Source organism: Bordetella saccharivorans (genome assembly GCF_045862855.1).
In the GTDB taxonomy this organism is placed as follows: domain Bacteria; phylum Pseudomonadota; class Gammaproteobacteria; order Burkholderiales; family Burkholderiaceae_B; genus Bordetella_A; species Bordetella_A petrii_F.
The window spans coordinates 1,578,625-1,597,055 of record NZ_BAAFZO010000001.1 but is presented as its reverse complement, the minus strand read 5'-3'; the positions used below and the strand labels follow the sequence as shown (position 1 = coordinate 1,597,055).

The following is an 18,431-nucleotide window of genomic DNA, read 5'->3' as shown; positions in this document are numbered from 1 at the left end:
GTGCGCAGCCAAAAGAACGTTGGGGTCGATCAACTATATATAAATAGTGCCATAACCGTCGAGGGTCAAGCGTTGCGGGTACGCAAATGGCCGCCCGCTGGACTGCCGACGGGCCTTTCGTGGCTTCACGGGCCGGTCGCCCATGCAGGTTAACATCGGGACTGCAAACGCAATAGCCGTGGAAACACCTCAAGGAGAGCCCTGCATGAAGACCAAAGCCGCCATCGCCTGGAAAGCGGGTGCACCGCTGACTGTGGAAGAAGTGGACCTGGAGGGCCCGCGCGCTGGCGAAGTCCTGATCGAGGTCAAGGCTACCGGCATTTGCCATACGGATTACTACACCCTGTCGGGCGCCGACCCGGAAGGCCTGTTTCCGGCGATCCTGGGCCATGAAGGCGCCGGCATCGTGGTCGACGTGGGCCCGGGCGTTGCGTCCCTCAAAAAGGGGGATCATGTCATCCCGCTCTACACGCCGGAGTGCCGGCAATGCAAATTCTGCCTGTCGCGCAAGACCAACCTGTGCCAGGCCATCCGGACGACGCAGGGCAAGGGCCTGATGCCGGATGCCACGTCGCGCTTTTCGCTGGACGGCAAGCCGCTGTTCCACTACATGGGCACCTCCACTTTTTCGAACTACATCGTCGTGCCGGAGATCGCCGTCGCCAAGGTCCGCGAGGACGCGCCGTTCGACAAGATCTGCTACATCGGCTGCGGCGTCACCACTGGCGTGGGCGCGGTGGTGTTCACCGCCAAGGTCGAGGCCGGCGCCAATGTGGTGGTGTTCGGCCTGGGCGGCATCGGCCTGAATGTGATCCAGGGAGCCAAGATGGTGGGCGCCGACAAGATCATCGGCGTGGACCTGAACCCCGAGCGCGAAGCCATGGCCCGCAAGTTCGGCATGACGCACTTCGTCAACCCGAAGGAAGTCGAGAACGTAGTCGACCATATCGTCCAGCTGACGGACGGCGGCGCCGATTATTCCTTCGAGTGCATCGGCAATACGCAGGTCATGCGCCAGGCGCTGGAATGCTGCCATAAAGGCTGGGGCCAGTCCGTGATCATCGGCGTGGCCGAGGCCGGGGCCGAGATCAGCACCCGGCCGTTCCAGCTGGTGACCGGCCGCCAGTGGAAGGGCTCGGCGTTCGGCGGCGCGCGCGGCCGCACCGACGTGCCCAAGATCGTCGACTGGTACATGGACGGCAAGATCAACATCGACGACCTGATCACCCATACCTTGCCGCTGGAGCGGATCAACGAGGGCTTCGACCTGATGAAGCGCGGCGAGTCGATCCGTTCCGTAGTGCTGTATTGACGCGCCGCCGTCTTCAAACGCCAACGGGAAAGCAACGGTCATGGCAACCCTGGAACTGATCTCGCAACATCGCTGCTTCGGCGGCTGGCAGCGCTTCTACCGCCATGCGTCGACCGAGATCGGCCTGCCCATGCGGTTTTCCGTGTTCGTGCCGCCGCAGGCCGAGCAGGGGCGCGTGCCGGTCTTGTTCTACCTGGCCGGGCTGACCTGCACCGAAGAGACCTTCATGATCAAGGGCGGCGCCCAGCGCCTGGCCGCCGAGCGCGGCCTGATGCTGGTGGCGTCCGATACCAGCCCGCGCGGCGCCGGCATTGCGAGCGAGGACGATGACTGGGACTTCGGCACCGGCGCCGGCTTCTACCTGGATGCGACCGCCGAGCCGTGGCGCGCCCACTACCGCATGGAAAGCTATGTCGCCGGCGAGCTCTATGGCATTGCCACGGGCGAGCTGCCCGGCGATCCGGGGCGCGCCGGCATATTCGGCCATTCGATGGGCGGGCATGGCGCGCTGGTCCTGGCGCTGCGCCATCCCGGGCGGTTCCGCTCGGTATCGGCCTTTGCGCCCATAGCGGCGCCCACGCGCTGTCCCTGGGGCCACAAGGCATTCAGCGGCTATCTGGGGGCCGACACGGAAGCCTGGAAAGCCCATGACGCCAGCGAACTCATGGCGCGCGCGCAACGGCCCTTTCCTGCCGGCATCCTGGTGGACCAGGGGCTGGCCGATGGCTTCCTGGCCGAGCAGTTGTACCCGGAGGTGTTCGAACAGGCCTGCCGGCAGGCCGGCCAGCCACTGACACTGCGTCGTCACGAAGGCTACGATCACGGCTACTACTTCATTTCCACGTTCATGCAGGACCACATCCGCTTCCACGCGGACCAATACAACACGTAGTCCTGCGCCGGAACGCGCTGCCCGCATCGCGCCGGCGCGCATGTCCAAGGAGGCCCACGAGTGATATACGGCTTCGCTCCCTTCGTCTGGATGGCCGTGGCGGCCTGCGTCGTGCTGGTCCCGGGCCTGGCCCTGCTGTTCGGCCGCGGCGGCCCGCGCGATGCGTCCGGGCGGCGGGTGTTCCGGCTGCGTCCGGTGCGGCGCCTGTTCGGCGCCCTGCTGGTCGCGCTGGCCGCTGTGTCGGCCATGCTGGCGCTGACGCTTGTGCAGTTCCTGCGCCTGACCACCGACGAGCCGGTGGCCCGCGTGCAGATCCACGAGCAGGCGCCGGGCCAGTTCCAGCTGACCGCCGAGGCGCCCGGCCTGGGCACCCGCATGTATCCGCTGGCTGGCGACCAGTGGCAGATCGACGCCAAGGTGGTGCGCTGGCGGCTGCCCGCGCTGCTGGCCGGCGTGCCGCCGCTGTATGCCTTCGAGCGCCTGTCCGGCCGCCACAGCGACATTGCCCGCGAGCAGGCCGCGCCGCGTTCGGTGCATGCGCTGGCCGACTGGCCGGTGCCCGACCTGGCCGCGCTCAAACGTGTGTTCCCGAACTGGCTGCCTTTCGTCGACGTGCAATATGGCAGCGCCGCCTATATGCCCATGTTCGACGGCGCCCGCTATCGGGTCTACATGGACCCGCGCGGCGCGGTGGTGATACGCCCCGAAGGCGAGGCCACCGAAGAGCGGCTGCGCGAACTGGGATGGTAGGCTGGCGGCTCAGCCGTCATCGAAGTCCCCGGCCCCCAGCTTGATCACGCCGTCCGAAGGTACCCATTGCGTTTTTTTTGCAAGGGCCTGGATTTTTTCCTGCCCATTTTCGAAAGCGCGCAGCAACTCGGCGCCCGTGCCGTCGGCGGCGCCGAAATAGCGCCGCAGGGCGTCCCCGGAAATCTCGAACTGGCGCGTGACCCCGCCCGTCTCGAGTTCGAAGACAATGTCGTCTCCGCGGGCCTGCGCGTGCGTGGCTTTGGCGAATGCGTTCATATGAAGTCCTCGCGTCAAGGGCTGGCTTGGTGCCCCTCTAGCCACCCGGCAAGCGGCGTGCCGCGGGGCAGGCCTGGGCCGGCACGCGCCTTGCCGGACATGGGCATGGCCAGCCCGGAGAGGAAATAAATAGGGACGCATTTGTCCGCCCTTGGCCGGGAACTCTGCCGCGGTGCAGCAGTCGAATTAGCACTCGCATGACGAGAGTGCTAACATCAATCTGATACAGTCGTCCACCCCCATCCTGGAGACCGCAACCATGAAACAACCCAGCAGCTCGTTGGCCCTGTCCGGCAACGCCCTGGCGTTGGCCATTGCCAATCCAGGCTCGCTCGGCACTATCGAAGCCTATATTTCGGCTGTGAACCGCCTGCCGGTGCTCACCGCCGAGCGCGAAACCGAGCTGGCCCGCCGCCTGCGCGACCGCGACGACCTCGACGCCGCCCGTGAACTGGTGCTGTCGCACCTGCGGCTGGTTGTTTCGGTGGCGCGCCAATACCTGGGCTACGGCCTGCCGCACGCCGATCTCATCCAGGAAGGCAATGTCGGCCTCATGAAAGCCGTCAAGCGCTTCGACCCGGAACGCGGCGTGCGCCTGGTGTCGTTCGCCGTGCACTGGATCAAGGCCGAGATCCACGAATTCATCATCCGCAACTGGCGCATGGTCAAGGTGGCCACCACCAAGGCCCAGCGCAAGCTGTTCTTCAACCTGCGCAGCATGCGTCCCGATGGCCATACGCTCGACCCCGAACAGGTCGATCGCATCGCGGAGGAACTGAATGTGCGGCGCGAGGATGTCAGCGAAATGGAAGTGCGCCTGTCTGGCCGCGACCTGTCGCTGGAAAAGCAGGACGACGACGAAGAGCCGTTCGCGCCCATCGCGTACCTGTCCGACGATTGCCGCCAGGAACCCACCCGCGTGCTCGACCGCCGGGCGCACGACGAACTGCAGGGCGCCGGCCTGAACCACGCGCTGGAAGCGCTGGACCCGCGTTCGCGGCGCATCATCGAAGCCCGCTGGCTGCAGGACGACGGCGGCATCACACTGCAGGAACTGGCCCAGGAATTCGGCGTATCGGCCGAACGCATCCGCCAGATCGAAGCCGCCGCCCTCAAGAAAATGCGCGGCACGCTGGCGGCGGCCTGAGGCGCCGCTAGCCAGCCGCGTTGATACATTTTGATTCAAAATCGACGCGGCCCGACCCCTTCGACGCGGAAACTTAATCCTCGTCCAGGCGCCTAACTCCATGTAGACGGCATATACCGGTTCCCGGCATGCAGTCTTGTCATCCGTTTCGGCTTCTCCTCTTTCCCCTCCCCTATGAAACGGATGCTTATGGGGCACCTAGCATATCGGTGCCCCGTTTTTTTTGCGCTGAAGGCGCGCCCCAGGCCTGGCCTGCTGTTGGTTACGCTGCCAGCGCCTCGCGCCACATGACTGTATCCAGCCGCCGCACCCCGGTCGCCAGCGAGCCGTCCCGGTACAGCTTCAGCCAGCGATAGCCCGGCGGGGCCGCGTCGAGTTCGTGCCGGCCATCGCGTATGGAGAACTGGAAGCAGGTCGACGGCGTGGCCAGCATGCGCATGTGGTGGCGCCGGCGGTCGAATGCCTGGTGCACGTGGCCCCATAGCAGCACCCGCGTGCGGGGCAGTTCCGCCAGGCGCCTGAACAACTCCTGGGCGTTGTCGAGCATCATGGTGTCCTGCCAGGCGCTGTCCATTTGCAGCGGATTGTGGTGCAGGGCCACCAGCACATGGCGGTCGCCCGCCAGGGCTGCGGCGCGTTCCAGCATGTCGAACTGGGCCTCGTCGATGTGGCCCGCATCGGCGCCCGGCACGGTGGAGTCCAGCAGCACGATGCGCCAGCCGCCTATGTCGGTGACCGGCTGGGCCCATTGCCCCAGCGCCTCGCGCAAGGCCTGCGGGTCGTCGTGATTGCCGGGCAGGCAGCGCACCGGCCAATCGGTTTGTTCGAGCAGTTCGCGCAGGCGGCGGTACGCGGCCGGCGAGCCGTCGTGCGACAGGTCGCCGGTGGCCAGCAGCAGGTCGGGCCGATGGCCATTGGCGCGCACCAGGTCCAGCACCGCGCGCAGGCTCGCGTCGGTGTTGACGTGGCACAGCACGCCTGCCGGATCGGCCATCAGATGCGTGTCGGTGAGTTGCACCACCAGGATTGGTGCGTCGGCGCGGCCGGCGCTGGAAGTCTTTGCCGGCACGGGCGGCTCCTGCGGATATCGAACCATATAACCTTACCGAAAAAACCGGCCCAGCCGGCCATGACGCGTAACGAAACATGGACGGGCGTCGCGTCTCGAGGCAGCCCGGAGGGAGGGGCCCCACGCTGCGCCTGCGGCTGGCTGCCCCCCATGGGGGCCTTTTTTGCCTTGGGACGGCCCGGCGGAGGAAGGGGCCCCCGCGCTGCGCCTGCGGCTTGCTGCCCCCCATGAGGGCTTTTTCGCCTTGGGACGGCCCGGCGGCAAAAGACGCTATTCTTGTTGCTCCGCGCGATGCGTGCTCCGGAATGCCCGGTTCATGGATATTGGTTTTGTTGTGTTCGGCCTGGCCGGTTTGCTGACGCTGGTGTGCTTCATGCCGCCGCTGGCGGGCCGCTTGAAGTTGCCTTATTCGGTGTTGCTGGCGATCGTCGGCTGCCTGCTCGGCATCGGCCTGCACCTGCATGGCTGGGCGCCGCCGGTGCTGGGCGATTTGTTCGACACGATCGAACATTTCGAGATCTCGTCCGAGACCTTCCTGATGGTGTTCCTGCCGGTGCTGCTGTTCGAGACGGCCCTGGCCATGAATGTGCGCCGCTTGATGGACGATATCGGCCCCATCCTGATGATGGCCATTGTGGCGGTGGTGGTATGCACGGTCGTGGTGGGCTTTGCGGTGAGCGCGGTGTCGTCGTATGGCCTGGTGGCCTGCCTGCTGCTGGGCGCCATCGTGGCCACCACCGACCCGGTGGCGGTGGTCGGCATTTTCCGGGAGGTCGGGGCGCCCAAGCGCCTGACCACGCTGGTCGAGGGCGAGAGCCTGTTCAACGACGCCGCGTCGATCGCCTTGTATTCGGTGCTGCTGGCGGTATTGGGCGGCCGCGGCACGCTGTCGGTGAGCGGCGTCTTCAACGACTTCGTCTTTCATTTCATAGGCGGAGGCATTGCCGGCTATGCCATGGGCCGCGGCGCCTGCTTCCTGTTCGCCTGGCTGCGCGGCTTCCCCACTGCGGAAATCACGCTGACGCTGACCCTGGCGTATCTGTCCTTCTTCATTTCCGAGCACTACCTGGCCGTGTCCGGCGTGGTGGCAACCGTGGTGGCCGGCCTGGTGGTCGGCTCGACCGGCCGCACCCGCATGTCTCCGGTCACGTTCGAACACCTGGCCAGCTCGTGGGAGCAGTTCGGCTTCTGGGCCAATTCGCTGATCTTCCTGTTCGCCGCTATGCTGATCCCCAAGCTGATGGCGGCGGCCGACCTGGAAGAGCTGCTGCTGGTGGCCGTGGTCTTCGTGGTGACCCTGGTGGCGCGCGCCATCGTGGTGTTCGGCCTGCTGCCGCTGTTGGGCCTGACGCCGCTGGGCACCAAGGTCAGCACGCCCTACAAGACCGTAATGTTGTGGGGCGGCTTGCGCGGGGCCGTCTCGCTCGCGCTGGCGCTGGCCGTGACCGAGCAAGCGGCGGTGCCGGAAGCGTCGCGGCAGTTCATCGCGGTGGTGACCACGGGCTTCGTGCTGGCCACGCTGTTCATCAACGGCATCACTCTGCGGCCGCTGATCCGCATGCTGGGCCTGAACCAGTTGTCGCCGGTGGAGCGCACCATCCGCAACCAGGCGCTGGTGGTGGCGCTGGAAGACCTGCAGGACAAGGCCGACGAGGTCGCCAAGACCGATCACATCAGCCCCGAGGCGAGCGAGCGCATCCACGCGGTGTTCGACGCCAGCCTGGCCAGCGTGCACGACGGCCAGGTCAGCCAGATGACCGACGAGCAGCGGGTCGCGGTGGGCCTGGCCATCGTCGCGCAGCGCGAGCAGGAAATGTTCTTCGACATCCTCAAGGCGCAGATCGTCGACTGGCGCATGGCGGAGTCGCTGCTGGCGCGTTCCGAGCGGCTCGAGGATGCCGTGCGCACCGGCGGGCTGGAAGGCTTCGAGCGGGGCGTCGAGGCCGATGTGCGCTATTCCACCGGCTTCCGGCTGGCCCTGCGCATGCACTACATGTTCGGGTTCCAGAGCTGGCTGGCGCGCGAGCTGGGGCAGCGTTTCGCCAACCTGATGACCAAGCGCTCGGTGGCGCAGCGCCTGATCGCGTTTGCGCGCGACCAGATCGCGCCGCTGCTGGGCGACGCCGCGGCCCAGCGCATCGTGACCGCGCACCAGCGCCGCCTGGACCTGATCGATCACGCCCTGCAGGCGCTGAATCTGCAGTACCCGTCTTACGCGCTGTGGCTGCAGGAAAGCTACCTGGGCCGCACCGCGCGCGAACTGGAGCGCATGCGCTATCGCGACATGCTGGAGCAGTTCCTGATCAGCGGCGAGGTCTACGCCGACCTGATGGCGCAGTTGAAAAGCCGCTGGCGCCACATCGACAAGCATCCGCCGCTGGACATGGAGCTCGGCGCCGCCGAGCTGATTACCCGGGTGCCCTTGTTTGAAGGCCTGAGTCCCGATTCGCTGCGCGCCATCAGCAAGCTGCTCAAGCCCCGCCTGGCGCTGCCAGACCAGCCGATACTGACGCAGGGACGGCATGGCCTGGAAATGTGCTTTGTCGCCTCTGGCGCGGTGGCGGTGCACCTGCCTGACGGCACGACGGTCGAATTGGGCAGCGGCGAGTTCTTCGGCGAGCTGGCGCTGCTGGGCGAGCAGCAGATCAACCCCGACGTGCATTCACTGGGCTACAGCAAGTTGCTGATGCTGTCGTTGCGCGACTTCGAAGCGCTGCTGGCGCGCGATCCGGACCTGCGCGAGCGTATCCAGGTGGTGGCCAAGCAGCGGCTGCGGGCCATCGAGGTGTGGAAGCAATTCTCGCAAACCGGCACCACGACCCCGCCCGCCCCGCCCGCCCCGCCCGGCCCGCCACCCGCGGCGCCGCCGGCGCCTATCGATGCGTGAGGCCGGCGCCTGGCGGCAGTTCAGGTCGTCTCGCGCTGCACCAGCGTGAACCCCAGGTCGACATGGCGCTGGCCCGGCGCATCGCCGGCCAGCTGCTGCACCAGCAAGCCGGCTGCTGTGGCGCCGATCTGGTGGCGCGGCGTGGCGATGGTCGACAGCGGCGGGGTGGTCCAGGCGGTGCCGGGAAAGTCGTGGAAACCCACCAGCCCCATGCGGGCCGGCACCGCGATGCCGCGCCGGGCGCATTGGAAGACCGCGCCCTGGGCAAGGTCGTCATTGCAGAAGAACAGGCCGTCGCAATCGGGGTGCCGGTCGAGCATCTGGTCGAGCAGTTCCGCGCCGAGGGCGATGGATGATTTCTGGGGCGTCATGATTTCGAGCGCCGGGTCGTACAGCCCGGCCTCACGCAGCGCGTGGCGGCCGCCTTCGCAGCGGCGCAGCGACCGCGGGTCGAGCTGCGCCCCGATGATGCCGATGCGGCGGTAGCCGCGCTCGACCAGGTGGCGGCAGGCCGCCTGGCCGGAATCGAACTGGGAAAACCCCACGCTGAGGTCGGTGGCGGCCGGAGCCAGCGTTTCGATGGTGTGGACCGTGGGCACGCCGACGCTGGCCAACAGCTGCCACACGCCGGGAGTGTGGTCGATGCCGGTGAGGATCAGGCCGTCGGGCGAATGCTGCAGGTAGGTGCGCAGCAGGGTTTCCTCGGCGTCGAGCGAATAGCCGGTCAGGCCTACCAGCAGGTGGTAGCCATGCGCGTCCAGGGTTTCCTTGATGCCGGCGATGATGTCGACGAACACCACGTTGCTGAGCGAGGGGATCAGCGCCACGATGTTGCGCGACCGCGCCGATGCCAGCGCGCTGGCGGCGTGGTTCGGCACGTAGCCCAGTTCATGGCAGATGCGCAGGATGCGCTCGCGCAGCGCCGGGGCCACCTTCTGCGGCAGGCGCAGGGCGCGGGATACGGTGATGGCGCTGACGCCGGCGCGGCGGGCGACCTGTTGCATGGTGACCCGGCCGTCGCGGGTGCTGCGGGGCTTGCGTGCCGACATGTCGGATTTGTTTTCGGAAAAGTGCGTAGTCTGCCGCAAGGGGTTTACAGCGGCCGAATGTTAGCGCTAACATCGCACAACATTCGAAAAAGATCAATCGGAGACAAGCATGCAGGCTGCTTCCCCGCGTCCGCCCCGGGGCCCCCGGGCCTGGCTGGACCGCGCCGCCGACGGCTGCCGCCGCCTCCAGACCTGGCTCATGGTGGCCTGCCTGGTCGTCATGGTGGTGCTGCTGTTCGGCAACGTCACGCTGCGCTACGTATTCAATTCCGGCATCAATGTGTCCGACGAGATGTCGCGGCTGGCCTTTGTGTGGCTGATTTTCCTGGGCGCGGTGCTGGCGCTGCGCGACCACCAGCACATCGGCGTGACCATGCTGGTGGCGCGCTTCGGCCCCGGCGCGCGCAAGGCCGCCCACATCGGCTGCCAACTGCTGACGTTATGGGTGCTGTGGCTGATGGCCGAAGGCAGCTGGAAGCAGACGATCATCGGGCTGGGCACGCGCCTGCCCGTGACGGGACTGCCCATGGCGGTGTTCGACGCGGCGGTGCTGTATGCGGCCGTCGCCATGGCGCTGCTGACCCTCGTCGACCTGGTGCGGGTGCTGGCCGGCGGCGCGCCGCCGCTGGATGCCAGCCCCGAAGATCCGCTCGTCTGAGCCCCGCGATCCCGCTTCTTCCGCGCACTTTGCCATGACCCTGACTCTGTTCCTGGTGGTATTGCTGGGGCTCATCGCCCTGGGCATGCCGATCGCCTTTGCCTTGCTGCTCAGCGCGGTCGCCCTGATGTTCCAGCTGAATTTCTTCGATCCGCAGATCCTGGCGCAGAACATGCTGTCCGGCGCCAACAGCTTCACGCTGATGGCCGTGCCGCTGTTCATGCTGGCCGGCGAATTGATGAACGCCGGCGGCATCTCGCGCCGCATCGTCAACCTGGCCGGCATGTTCGTCGGCCACATTCGCGGCGGGCTGGGCTACGTGGCGATTTTCGCCAGCGTGCTGCTGGCGGCGCTGTCGGGCTCGGCGGTCGCCGATGCGGCCGCCCTCGGCACGCTGCTCATTCCAATGCTGCGCGAACAGGGCTACAGCGCCGACCAGGCTTCGGGCCTGATCGCCGCCGGCGGCATCGTGGCGCCCATCATCCCGCCTTCGATCTCGTTCATCATCTTCGGCGTGGCCACCAATGTGTCCATTACCAAGCTGTTCTTTGCCGGCATCGCGCCGGGCCTGCTGATGGGGCTGACGCTGGTCGCCGTATGGTCCTGGGTGGCGCGCCGGCAGGGCGCGCTGGCGCCGGCGCCGCGCCAGCCGTGGCGGGCGCGCCTGCGGGCGCTGCGGCAGGCCATCTGGGCGCTGATGCTGCCGGTCATCATCATCGGCGGGCTGCGCGGCGGCATCTTTACGCCCACCGAGGCGGCCGTGGTGGCCGCCGTCTATGCCTTGCTGGTCAGCCTGTTCGTGTACCGCGAGATCACCTGGCGCGACCTGGGGCCGCTGTTCGTCAACGCCGCGCGCACCACCGCGGTAGTGATGTTCCTGGTGGCCGCCGCCATGGTGTCCTCGTACATGATCACCCTGGCCGACATGCCGCAGGACCTGATCGCGCTGCTCGAGCCGGTGCTCGACCAGCCCAGGATGCTGATGTTCGCGCTGCTCGTGCTGCTGACGCTGGTGGGCACCGTCATGGACCTGACGCCCACCATCCTGATCCTGGCGCCGGTGCTGATGCCGGTGGTCACCAAGGCGGGCATCGACCCGATCTATTTCGGCGTCATGTTCGTCATGGTGGGCTGCGTGGGCCTGCTGACCCCGCCCGTGGGCACGGTGCTCAACGTGGTGTGCGGCGTGGCGCGCATCAACATGGAAACCATTTGCCGGGGCGTGTGGCGCTATGTGGCCGCCTACACCGTCCTGCTCGTCATTCTGGTGATCTTTCCGGAACTGATCACCGTACCCGCGCGCTGGCTTTACTAGGGCCCGTCCACTCTAAAAGAGCCCTGGATCTCCCTGCCCCGGCAACCACGGCCCGCGCGCGTCCCAGCAACCAAGGAGGAACATCATGACCAAGACCTGGAAGAAAACCCTGTTGGCGATCACGGCCGCCGTGTCGTGCGCCTGCGCCGGCGTGGCGGCCGCGCAGGACATCAAGCCGCGCCTGATCCGCTTCGGCTACGGCCTGAACGAAGACAGCGTGCAGGGCCGCGCCGCGCGCCACCTGGCCGAGGAGCTGGAGAAGCTCAGCGGCGGCAAGATGAAGATGAAGACGTTCGGCTCGGCCAGCCTGGGCTCGGACGAGCAGATGCAAAGCGCCCTGGTGGGCGGCGTGCAGGAAATGATGGTGGGCTCGACCGCGCCGCTGGCCACCATGGTGAAAGAGTTTGGCGTATTCGACCTGCCGTTCCTGTTCAACTCTGACAAGGAAGCCGATGCCGTGCTGGACGGCCCGTTGGGCGAGCGGCTGCTGAAGAAGCTGGAAGCCAAGGGGCTGGTGGGCCTGGTGTACTGGGAGAACGGCTTTCGCAACCTGACCAATTCCAAGCGCCCGGTCGTCAAGGCCGAGGACCTGGAGGGCATCAAGTTGCGCGTGATGCAGAACCAGGTGGCGCTGGGCGTATTCAACGCGCTGGGGGCCAACGCGGTGCCGATGCCGTTCTCGGAATTGTTCACCGCCCTGGAGACGCGCACCGTCGATGGCCAGGAAAACCCCGTCACGACTATCCAGAGTAGTAAATTCTATGAAGTGCAGCCGTACCTGACCATGACGCGCCACGTCTATACGCCGTGGGTGTTGCTGGCGTCCAAGAAATGGTGGGACACCCTGTCGCCGGACGAACAGAAGCTGATCCGCCAGGCCGCCGTGGCGTCCCGCGATTTCGAGCGCAAGGACAGTCGCGCCGATTCCCAGAAGGCCATGGAGACCCTGAAGTCGCACGGCATGAAGATCAATGTCGTCTCGGACGAGGAAATCGCCCGCATGCGCCAGAAGGTGCAGCCGGTGGTGGACAAATACACCCAGGAACTGGGCCCCGAGCTGGTCAAGGAACTGCAAGACGAAATCCAGAAGGCGCGCGGCTGAGCCGCGTCGCCGCGCCGGGTCCGGGCGGACCCGGCGCCATCGTCCACTGTTGCATCGTAGTGATTCGCCATGTCCCAGACGCCCCGCAAGCTGCGCAGCCAGAAATGGTTCGACGATCCTTCCAACGCCGACATGACCGCCATTTATGTCGAGCGCTACCTGAATTACGGCCTGACGCGCGCCGAGTTGCAGTCGGGCCGCCCCATCATCGGCATTGCCCAGACCGGCAATGACCTGGCGCCCTGCAACCGCCACCATCTGCAGTTGGCCGAGCGCGTGAAGGCGGGCATTCGCGATGCCGGCGGCATTCCCATGGAATTCCCCGTGCACCCGCTGGCCGAACAGGGGCGCCGGCCCACCGCCGCGCTGGACCGCAACCTGGCCTACCTGGGCCTGGTCGAGGTGCTGCACGGCTATCCGCTGGACGGCGTGGTGCTCACGACGGGCTGCGACAAGACCACGCCGGCGTGCCTGATGGCCGCCGCCACGGTGGATATCCCGGCCATCGTGTTGTCCGGCGGTCCCATGCTTGACGGCTGGCACGACGGCAAGCGGGTCGGCTCGGGCACCGTGATCTGGCATGCGCGCAACCTGATGGCCGCCGGCGAGATCGACTACGAGGGCTTCATGACGCTGGCCACCGCCTCCTCGCCCTCGGTGGGGCACTGCAACACCATGGGCACGGCGCTGTCGATGAACTCGCTGGCCGAAGCCCTGGGCATGTCGCTGCCGGGCTGCGCCAGCATTCCCGCGCCCTACCGCGAGCGCGGCCAGATGGCCTACGCCACCGGCATGCGCATTTGCGACATGGTGCGCGAGGACCTGCGGCCCTCGCACATCCTCACCCGCGAGGCGTTCGAGAACGCCATCGTGGTGGCTTCGGCGCTGGGGGCGTCCAGCAATTGCCCGCCGCACCTGATCGCCATGGCGCGCCACGCCGGCATCGACCTGTCGCTGGACGACTGGCAGCGGCTGGGCGAGGACGTGCCCCTGCTGGTCAATTGCGTGCCGGCCGGCGAACACCTGGGCGAAGGGTTCCACCGCGCCGGTGGCGTGCCCGCTGTGCTGCATGAACTGCAGGCCGCCGGCCGCCTGCATGGCGATTGTCGGACCGTATCGGGGCAGACCATCGGCGCCATCGCCGCCGCCGGCGCGACCCGCGACCGCGACGTGATCCGCACCTGCGACGCGCCGCTGCGGCACCGCGCCGGCTTCATCGTGCTGTCGGGCAATTTCTTCGACAGCGCCATCATGAAAATGTCGGTGGTGGGGGAAGATTTTCGCCGCGCCTACCTGGACACCCCGGGCGACGAGAATGCCTTCGAGGCGCGCGCCATCGTGTTCGACGGCCCGGAGGACTACCATGCCCGCATCGAGGACCCGGCGCTCAACATCGACGAGCACTGCATCCTGGTGATTCGCGGCTGCGGCACGGTGGGTTACCCCGGCAGCGCCGAGGTAGTCAACATGCGGCCGCCCGCCCACCTGCTCAAGCGCGGCGTCGACTCGCTGCCCTGCCTGGGCGACGGGCGCCAGAGCGGCACCTCGGCCAGTCCTTCGATTCTCAACATGTCGCCGGAAGCGGCGGCCGGGGGAGGCTTGTCGCTGCTGGAAACTGGCGACCGCCTGCGCGTGGACCTGAACCGGCGCTCGGTCACGCTGCTGGTCGATGCCGACGAGCTGGAGCGGCGCAAGGCGAATGCGCAGCCAGTGGCCATCCCGCCATCGCAGACGCCCTGGCAGGAAATCTACCGGCAGATGGTGGGCCAGTTGTCCACCGGCGGCTGCCTGGAGCCGGCCACGCTGTACCTGCGAGTCGTCGAGACGCGAGGCGACCCGCGCCACTCGCATTGACGGGGGCCGTGGCGGCCCGCCGCGCTACTGCGCGGGGATCTCCCCGCGCGCGCGGCGCTGTGTGATGTCTTCCAGGATCACCAGCGCCGCTTCCACCGTGAATTCGCCGTGGGCGATGCGTCGCACCGCCTCGCCCACGTCGACATGCGCGATCTCCATGACCTCGCCGTCGCGGTTGGCCGGCTGTGTGCCGGCCGGCAGCACGCAGGTGCTGGTCAGCAGGTCCTCGACCTGGTAACCCTCGGGCAACCGCCGGTGCATGCGCAGGATGGTGCGCAGCGGCGAACGGGCGGCGAGCTGGGCCGGCTCCAGCCCGGCTTCTTCGGCGCATTCGCGCAGCAGCGCCTGCTGCAGGTCTTCCCGGCTGCCCGCCAAGCCGCCCACCAGGGTGTCCCACATGCCGGGGTCGGTGGCCTTGCTGAGCGCGCGGCGCGCAATCCACAGCCGGCCGTCGGGCGTCCAGGCGTTCAGGTGCACGGCGCGCGTCAGCAACCCGAGCGGGCGCATTGCGGCGCGCTCGATGGCACCTAGGCACTCGTCCGCCGCCAGGACGTCCAGCAATTCGTCGCGCCAGCCGCGCAGGCAATCGGCCTCGCGCAGCGTCCGCGCCACCTCGGCCAGCAGGGCGTCGAGGTGTTCCCCGGCCTGCAGTCCGCTGCCGATGCGCAACGCGTCCGGGCGCACCTCGATCTGCCCCAACCGGCGCAGTGCATCGCAGGCGGCCTGGGTGGCCCAGCCGCAGCAGCGGTCGGCCACGTACAGCGGCAGGGCCAGTTCGGGCGGATGTTCTTGCACGCGCCCGGCGAGTTGCGCATACAGCGCGGCCAGGCGCGCCGGATCGTCGTGGCGTGAGGGGTTCGGCATGGCGGCGATTGTAGTGCAGGCCCATCGCAGAGCCGTCAAGTGGGGGCAGCAGGGCTCAATGTCAAGAGGCTAAATTACATTGGGTTGCGCGTCCGCTATAATTCTGCGGTTTCTTTGTGATTCGAGTGGGGTAGACCGGGCAGTGCTAGCCCGGCTTCGCACCTGCCGTCTAATAATTGCGTGTATTCCGCTCTCGCCGCCAAGCGGGCGTGGAAACGCCCGCGCCGTGTTTCGAGGTAAGCATGAAGAAGTGGAGAGGGATACTGGGCGCTTGTGCACTGCTGATGGGCAGTGTCGCCAACGCGCAGGTACAAGACATGCCCGGCGGCCCGAAAGTCAACCAGCTCAACCTGCACGAAGGCGTGACCCAGATCGCGCAAGACGTCATGTGGTTGCACTGGCTGCTGCTGATCATCTGTGGCGTGATCTTCATCGGCGTCTTCGGCGTCATGTTCTATTCCATCTGGGCGCACCGGAAGTCGCGCGGGCACAAGGCCGCCACCTTCCATGAGCACCTGGGCGTGGAAGTCGCCTGGACGGTCATCCCCTTCATCATCGTCATCGCGATGGCGCTGCCGGCCACCAAGACCGTGGTCGCCATGAAAGACACTTCCAGCGCCGACCTGACCGTCAAGGTCACCGGCTACCAGTGGAAGTGGGGCTACGAATACGTCGACGGCTCCGCCGCCGGCGTCAAGTTCCTGTCCACCCTGTCCACGCCGCGCGCCCAGATCGAAGGCCGCGAGCCCAAGGGCGAGTTCTACCTGATGGAAGTCGACAACCACCTGGTGGTGCCGGTCGACAAGAAGGTGCGCATCGTGCTGACCGCCGCCGACGTCATCCACTCCTGGATGGTGCCGGACTTCGGCGTCAAGCAGGACGCCATCCCGGGCTTCCTGCGCGACACCTGGTTCCGCGCCGAGAAGACCGGCATCTACCGCGGCCAGTGCGCCGAGCTATGCGGCAAGGACCACGCCTTCATGCCCATCGTGGTCGAGGTCAAGTCGCAGGAAGACTACGACAAGTGGGTCGAGGACCAGAAAAAGAAAATGGCCGCCTCGGCTGACGATCCCAACAAGGAATGGACCAAGGAAGAGCTGGTCGCCCGTGGCGAGAAAGTCTACGCCGCCAACTGTGTGGCCTGTCACCAGGCCAACGGCAAGGGCGTGCCGGGCTCGTTCCCGGCGCTGGACGGCGACAAGACCGTGCTGGGTCCCAAGGATGCGCAGATCCAGACCGTGCTGCACGGCCGGCCCGGCACCGCGATGGCCGCGTTCGGCGGCCAGCTGAACGACGTCGAGATCGCCGCGGTCATCTCGTATACGCGCAACGCATGGAGCAATGCGGGCAAGGGACAGGATCCCGTGGTACAGCCCAAGGATGTCGTGGCCGCGCGCTGAGCGCGCCCCACGTATCCTGTCAGTAGAACCCGTTACGTAGAGACACCTGCCGGCCTCCTGGACAGAGGCCGGCATACAGCAGGAAGGAGTCCATCATGAGCAGCGTCACTGTAGACCACGTGTCGCCTGGCCACAGCCACGGTCACGATCACGATGACCACCACGCCACGCCGACCGGCTGGCGTCGCTGGCTATTCGCCACCAACCACAAAGACATCGGGACGATGTATCTCATCTTCTCGTTCGTCATGCTGCTCGAAGGCGGCACGCTGGCCCTGCTGCTGCGCACCGAGCTGTTCGAGCCCGGCCTGCAGTTCTTCCAGCCCGAACTGTTCAACCAGTTCACCACCATGCACGGCCTGATCATGGTGTTCGGCGCGATCATGCCGTCGTTCGTGGGCTTCGCCAACTGGATGATCCCGATGCAGATCGGCGCCTCCGACATGGCTTTCGCCCGCATGAACAACTTCAGCTTCTGGCTGCTGCCCGTGGCCGCCATCATGCTGACCGCCTCGTTCTTCGTGCCGGGCGGCGCCACCGCGGCCGGCTGGACGCTGTACGCGCCGCTGTCGGCCCAGATGGGCCCCGGCATGGACCTGGCCATCTTCGCCGTGCACATCATGGGCGCCTCGTCCATCATGGGCGCCATCAACGTCATCGTCACCATCCTGAACATGCGCGCGCCCGGCATGACGCTGATGAAGATGCCGATGTTCTGCTGGACCTGGCTGATCACCGCGTTCCTGCTGATCGCCGTGATGCCGGTGCTGGCGGCCGCCATCACCATGGTGCTGACCGACCGCCACTTCGGCACCGGCTTCTTCAATGCCGCCGCCGGCGGCGACCCGGTGCTGTACCAGCACGTGTTCTGGTTCTTCGGGCACCCCGAGGTCTACATCATGATCCTGCCGGCCTTCGGCATCGTGTCGGCCATCGTTCCCGCGTTCGCCCGCAAGAAGCTGTTCGGATATGCCTCGATGGTGTACGCCACCTCGGCCATCGCGGTGCTGTCGTTCATCGTGTGGGCGCACCACATGTTCACCACCGGCATGCCCGTCACCGGCCAGCTGTATTTCATGTACGCCACCATGCTCATCTCCATCCCCACCGGGGTGAAGGTGTTCAACTGGATCGCCACCATGTGGCGCGGCTCCATGACGTTCGAAACTCCCATGCTGTTCGCGGTGGGCTTCATCTTCGTGTTCACCATGGGCGGCTTCACCGGCCTGATCCTGTCGGTGGCCCCGATCGACATCCAGGTGCACGACACGTATTACGTGGTGGCGCACTTCCACTACGTGCTGGTGGCGGGCTCGCTGTTCGCCCTGTTCGCCGGCGCGTACTACTGGGTGCCCAAGTGGACCGGCCGCATGTACAGCGAAAAGCTGGGCAAGCTGCACTTCTGGTCGACGCTGATCTCGTTCAACGTCACGTTCTTCCCCATGCACTTCCTGGGCCTGGCGGGCATGCCGCGCCGCTATGCCGACTACGCCGCGCAGTTCACCACCTTCCACCAGGTGGCCACCATCGGCGCCTTCTGGTTCGGCCTGTCGCAGCTGCTGTTCCTGTGGGCCATCCTGCGCTGCTACCGCGGCAAGGGCGAAGTGGCCGCGGCCAAGCCCTGGGAAGGCGCGGAAGGCCTGGAGTGGACCGTGCCCTCGCCGGCTCCGTTCCACACCTTCACGACCCCGCCGGAAGTGAAATAAGGAAGTGAAGTAAGCTGTCATGACACCTGAGCAACGCCGTCGCAACAAAATTGTCGGGTTGGTCCTGCTGGCGATCGTCCTTGCCCTGTTCGCCTGGACGTTCTTCCGCGGCTCGGCCATCCTGACCGGCACGGCCGTCAAGTAGGGCGA

General features: G+C 66.7%; 16 protein-coding genes. 12 read left to right on the top strand and 4 right to left on the bottom strand.

Annotated elements, in window-relative coordinates; all coding sequences use genetic code 11:
• The first annotated feature begins 205 nt into the window (after nt 1-205).
• Genes ACKTT0_RS07650 through ACKTT0_RS07640 form a run of 3 tightly spaced genes read left to right on the top strand, consistent with a single transcriptional unit; the run spans nt 206 to nt 2,954 of the window.
• The gene (locus tag ACKTT0_RS07650) at nt 206-1,312 is read left to right on the top strand and encodes an S-(hydroxymethyl)glutathione dehydrogenase/class III alcohol dehydrogenase (protein ID WP_028353717.1); all 1,107 of its coding nucleotides are present in this window, start codon (nt 206-208) and stop codon (nt 1,310-1,312) included.
• 40 nt (nt 1,313-1,352) lie between these two features.
• The gene (fghA, locus tag ACKTT0_RS07645) at nt 1,353-2,204 is read left to right on the top strand and encodes an S-formylglutathione hydrolase (RefSeq protein WP_407849354.1); all 852 of its coding nucleotides are present in this window, start codon (nt 1,353-1,355) and stop codon (nt 2,202-2,204) included.
• 60 nt (nt 2,205-2,264) lie between these two features.
• Entirely contained in the window at nt 2,265-2,954 is a 690-nt protein-coding gene (locus ACKTT0_RS07640; RefSeq protein WP_407849353.1) for a hypothetical protein, read from the top strand.
• Between the two features lie 9 nt (nt 2,955-2,963).
• Here ACKTT0_RS07640 and ACKTT0_RS07635 read toward each other — a convergent pair whose 3' ends face one another.
• Entirely contained in the window at nt 2,964-3,230 is a 267-nt protein-coding gene (locus tag ACKTT0_RS07635; RefSeq protein WP_407849352.1) for a DUF1488 family protein, read from the bottom strand.
• 259 nt (nt 3,231-3,489) lie between these two features.
• On the opposite strand from ACKTT0_RS07635, the gene rpoH reads away from it, so the two are divergent.
• Nucleotides 3,490-4,377 carry an RNA polymerase sigma factor RpoH gene (gene rpoH, locus ACKTT0_RS07630; protein WP_407849351.1) on the top strand — a complete coding sequence of 296 codons (888 nt, stop codon included), beginning with the start codon at nt 3,490-3,492 and terminating at the stop codon, nt 4,375-4,377.
• 262 nt (nt 4,378-4,639) lie between these two features.
• Here the strand turns inward: rpoH and ACKTT0_RS07625 are convergent, their stop codons facing one another.
• Nucleotides 4,640-5,473 carry a phosphodiesterase gene (locus ACKTT0_RS07625; protein ID WP_407849350.1) on the bottom strand — a complete coding sequence of 278 codons (834 nt, stop codon included), beginning with the start codon at nt 5,471-5,473 and terminating at the stop codon, nt 4,640-4,642.
• Nucleotides 5,474-5,762: 289 nt separating this feature from the next.
• Between ACKTT0_RS07625 and ACKTT0_RS07620 the strand changes: the two genes are divergently transcribed.
• The gene (locus ACKTT0_RS07620) at nt 5,763-8,333 is read left to right on the top strand and encodes a cation:proton antiporter (protein ID WP_407849349.1); all 2,571 of its coding nucleotides are present in this window, start codon (nt 5,763-5,765) and stop codon (nt 8,331-8,333) included.
• A 20-nt stretch (nt 8,334-8,353) separates the two neighbouring features.
• Here the strand turns inward: ACKTT0_RS07620 and gntR are convergent, their stop codons facing one another.
• Nucleotides 8,354-9,382: an HTH-type transcriptional regulator GntR gene (gene gntR, locus ACKTT0_RS07615; RefSeq protein WP_407849348.1), complete on the bottom strand. Its 1,029-nt coding sequence runs from the start codon at nt 9,380-9,382 to the stop codon at nt 8,354-8,356.
• Nucleotides 9,383-9,581: 199 nt separating this feature from the next.
• Here gntR and ACKTT0_RS07610 point away from each other — a divergent pair, with 199 nt between their 5' ends.
• From ACKTT0_RS07610 to ACKTT0_RS07595, 4 genes are all read left to right on the top strand, one after another.
• Nucleotides 9,582-10,040 carry a TRAP transporter small permease gene (locus ACKTT0_RS07610; RefSeq protein ID WP_407852391.1) on the top strand — a complete coding sequence of 153 codons (459 nt, stop codon included), beginning with the start codon at nt 9,582-9,584 and terminating at the stop codon, nt 10,038-10,040.
• Between the two features lie 34 nt (nt 10,041-10,074).
• Nucleotides 10,075-11,355, top strand: a complete 1,281-nt coding sequence (locus ACKTT0_RS07605; RefSeq protein WP_407849347.1) for a TRAP transporter large permease — start codon at nt 10,075-10,077, stop codon at nt 11,353-11,355.
• A gap of 85 nt (nt 11,356-11,440) precedes the next feature.
• Entirely contained in the window at nt 11,441-12,457 is a 1,017-nt protein-coding gene (locus ACKTT0_RS07600) for a TRAP transporter substrate-binding protein (protein ID WP_407849346.1), read from the top strand.
• Nucleotides 12,458-12,526: 69 nt separating this feature from the next.
• The gene (locus tag ACKTT0_RS07595) at nt 12,527-14,311 is read left to right on the top strand and encodes an IlvD/Edd family dehydratase (protein WP_407849345.1); all 1,785 of its coding nucleotides are present in this window, start codon (nt 12,527-12,529) and stop codon (nt 14,309-14,311) included.
• A 24-nt stretch (nt 14,312-14,335) separates the two neighbouring features.
• Here ACKTT0_RS07595 and ACKTT0_RS07590 read toward each other — a convergent pair whose 3' ends face one another.
• The gene (locus ACKTT0_RS07590) at nt 14,336-15,175 is read right to left on the bottom strand and encodes an NUDIX hydrolase (protein ID WP_407849344.1); all 840 of its coding nucleotides are present in this window, start codon (nt 15,173-15,175) and stop codon (nt 14,336-14,338) included.
• A 242-nt stretch (nt 15,176-15,417) separates the two neighbouring features.
• Between ACKTT0_RS07590 and coxB the strand changes: the two genes are divergently transcribed.
• The 3 genes from coxB (at nt 15,418) to ACKTT0_RS07575 (ending at nt 18,426) form a co-directional block, all read left to right on the top strand.
• Nucleotides 15,418-16,575: a cytochrome c oxidase subunit II gene (gene coxB, locus ACKTT0_RS07585; RefSeq protein ID WP_407849343.1), complete on the top strand. Its 1,158-nt coding sequence runs from the start codon at nt 15,418-15,420 to the stop codon at nt 16,573-16,575.
• A gap of 95 nt (nt 16,576-16,670) precedes the next feature.
• Nucleotides 16,671-18,281 (top strand): cytochrome c oxidase subunit I, encoded by a 1,611-nt coding sequence (gene ctaD, locus ACKTT0_RS07580; protein WP_407849342.1) that lies wholly within the window; start codon nt 16,671-16,673, stop codon nt 18,279-18,281.
• A gap of 19 nt (nt 18,282-18,300) precedes the next feature.
• Nucleotides 18,301-18,426, top strand: coding sequence for a cytochrome oxidase small assembly protein (locus tag ACKTT0_RS07575; RefSeq protein ID WP_028353703.1), 126 nt, complete (start codon nt 18,301-18,303; stop codon nt 18,424-18,426).
• Nucleotides 18,427-18,431 lie beyond the last annotated feature (5 nt).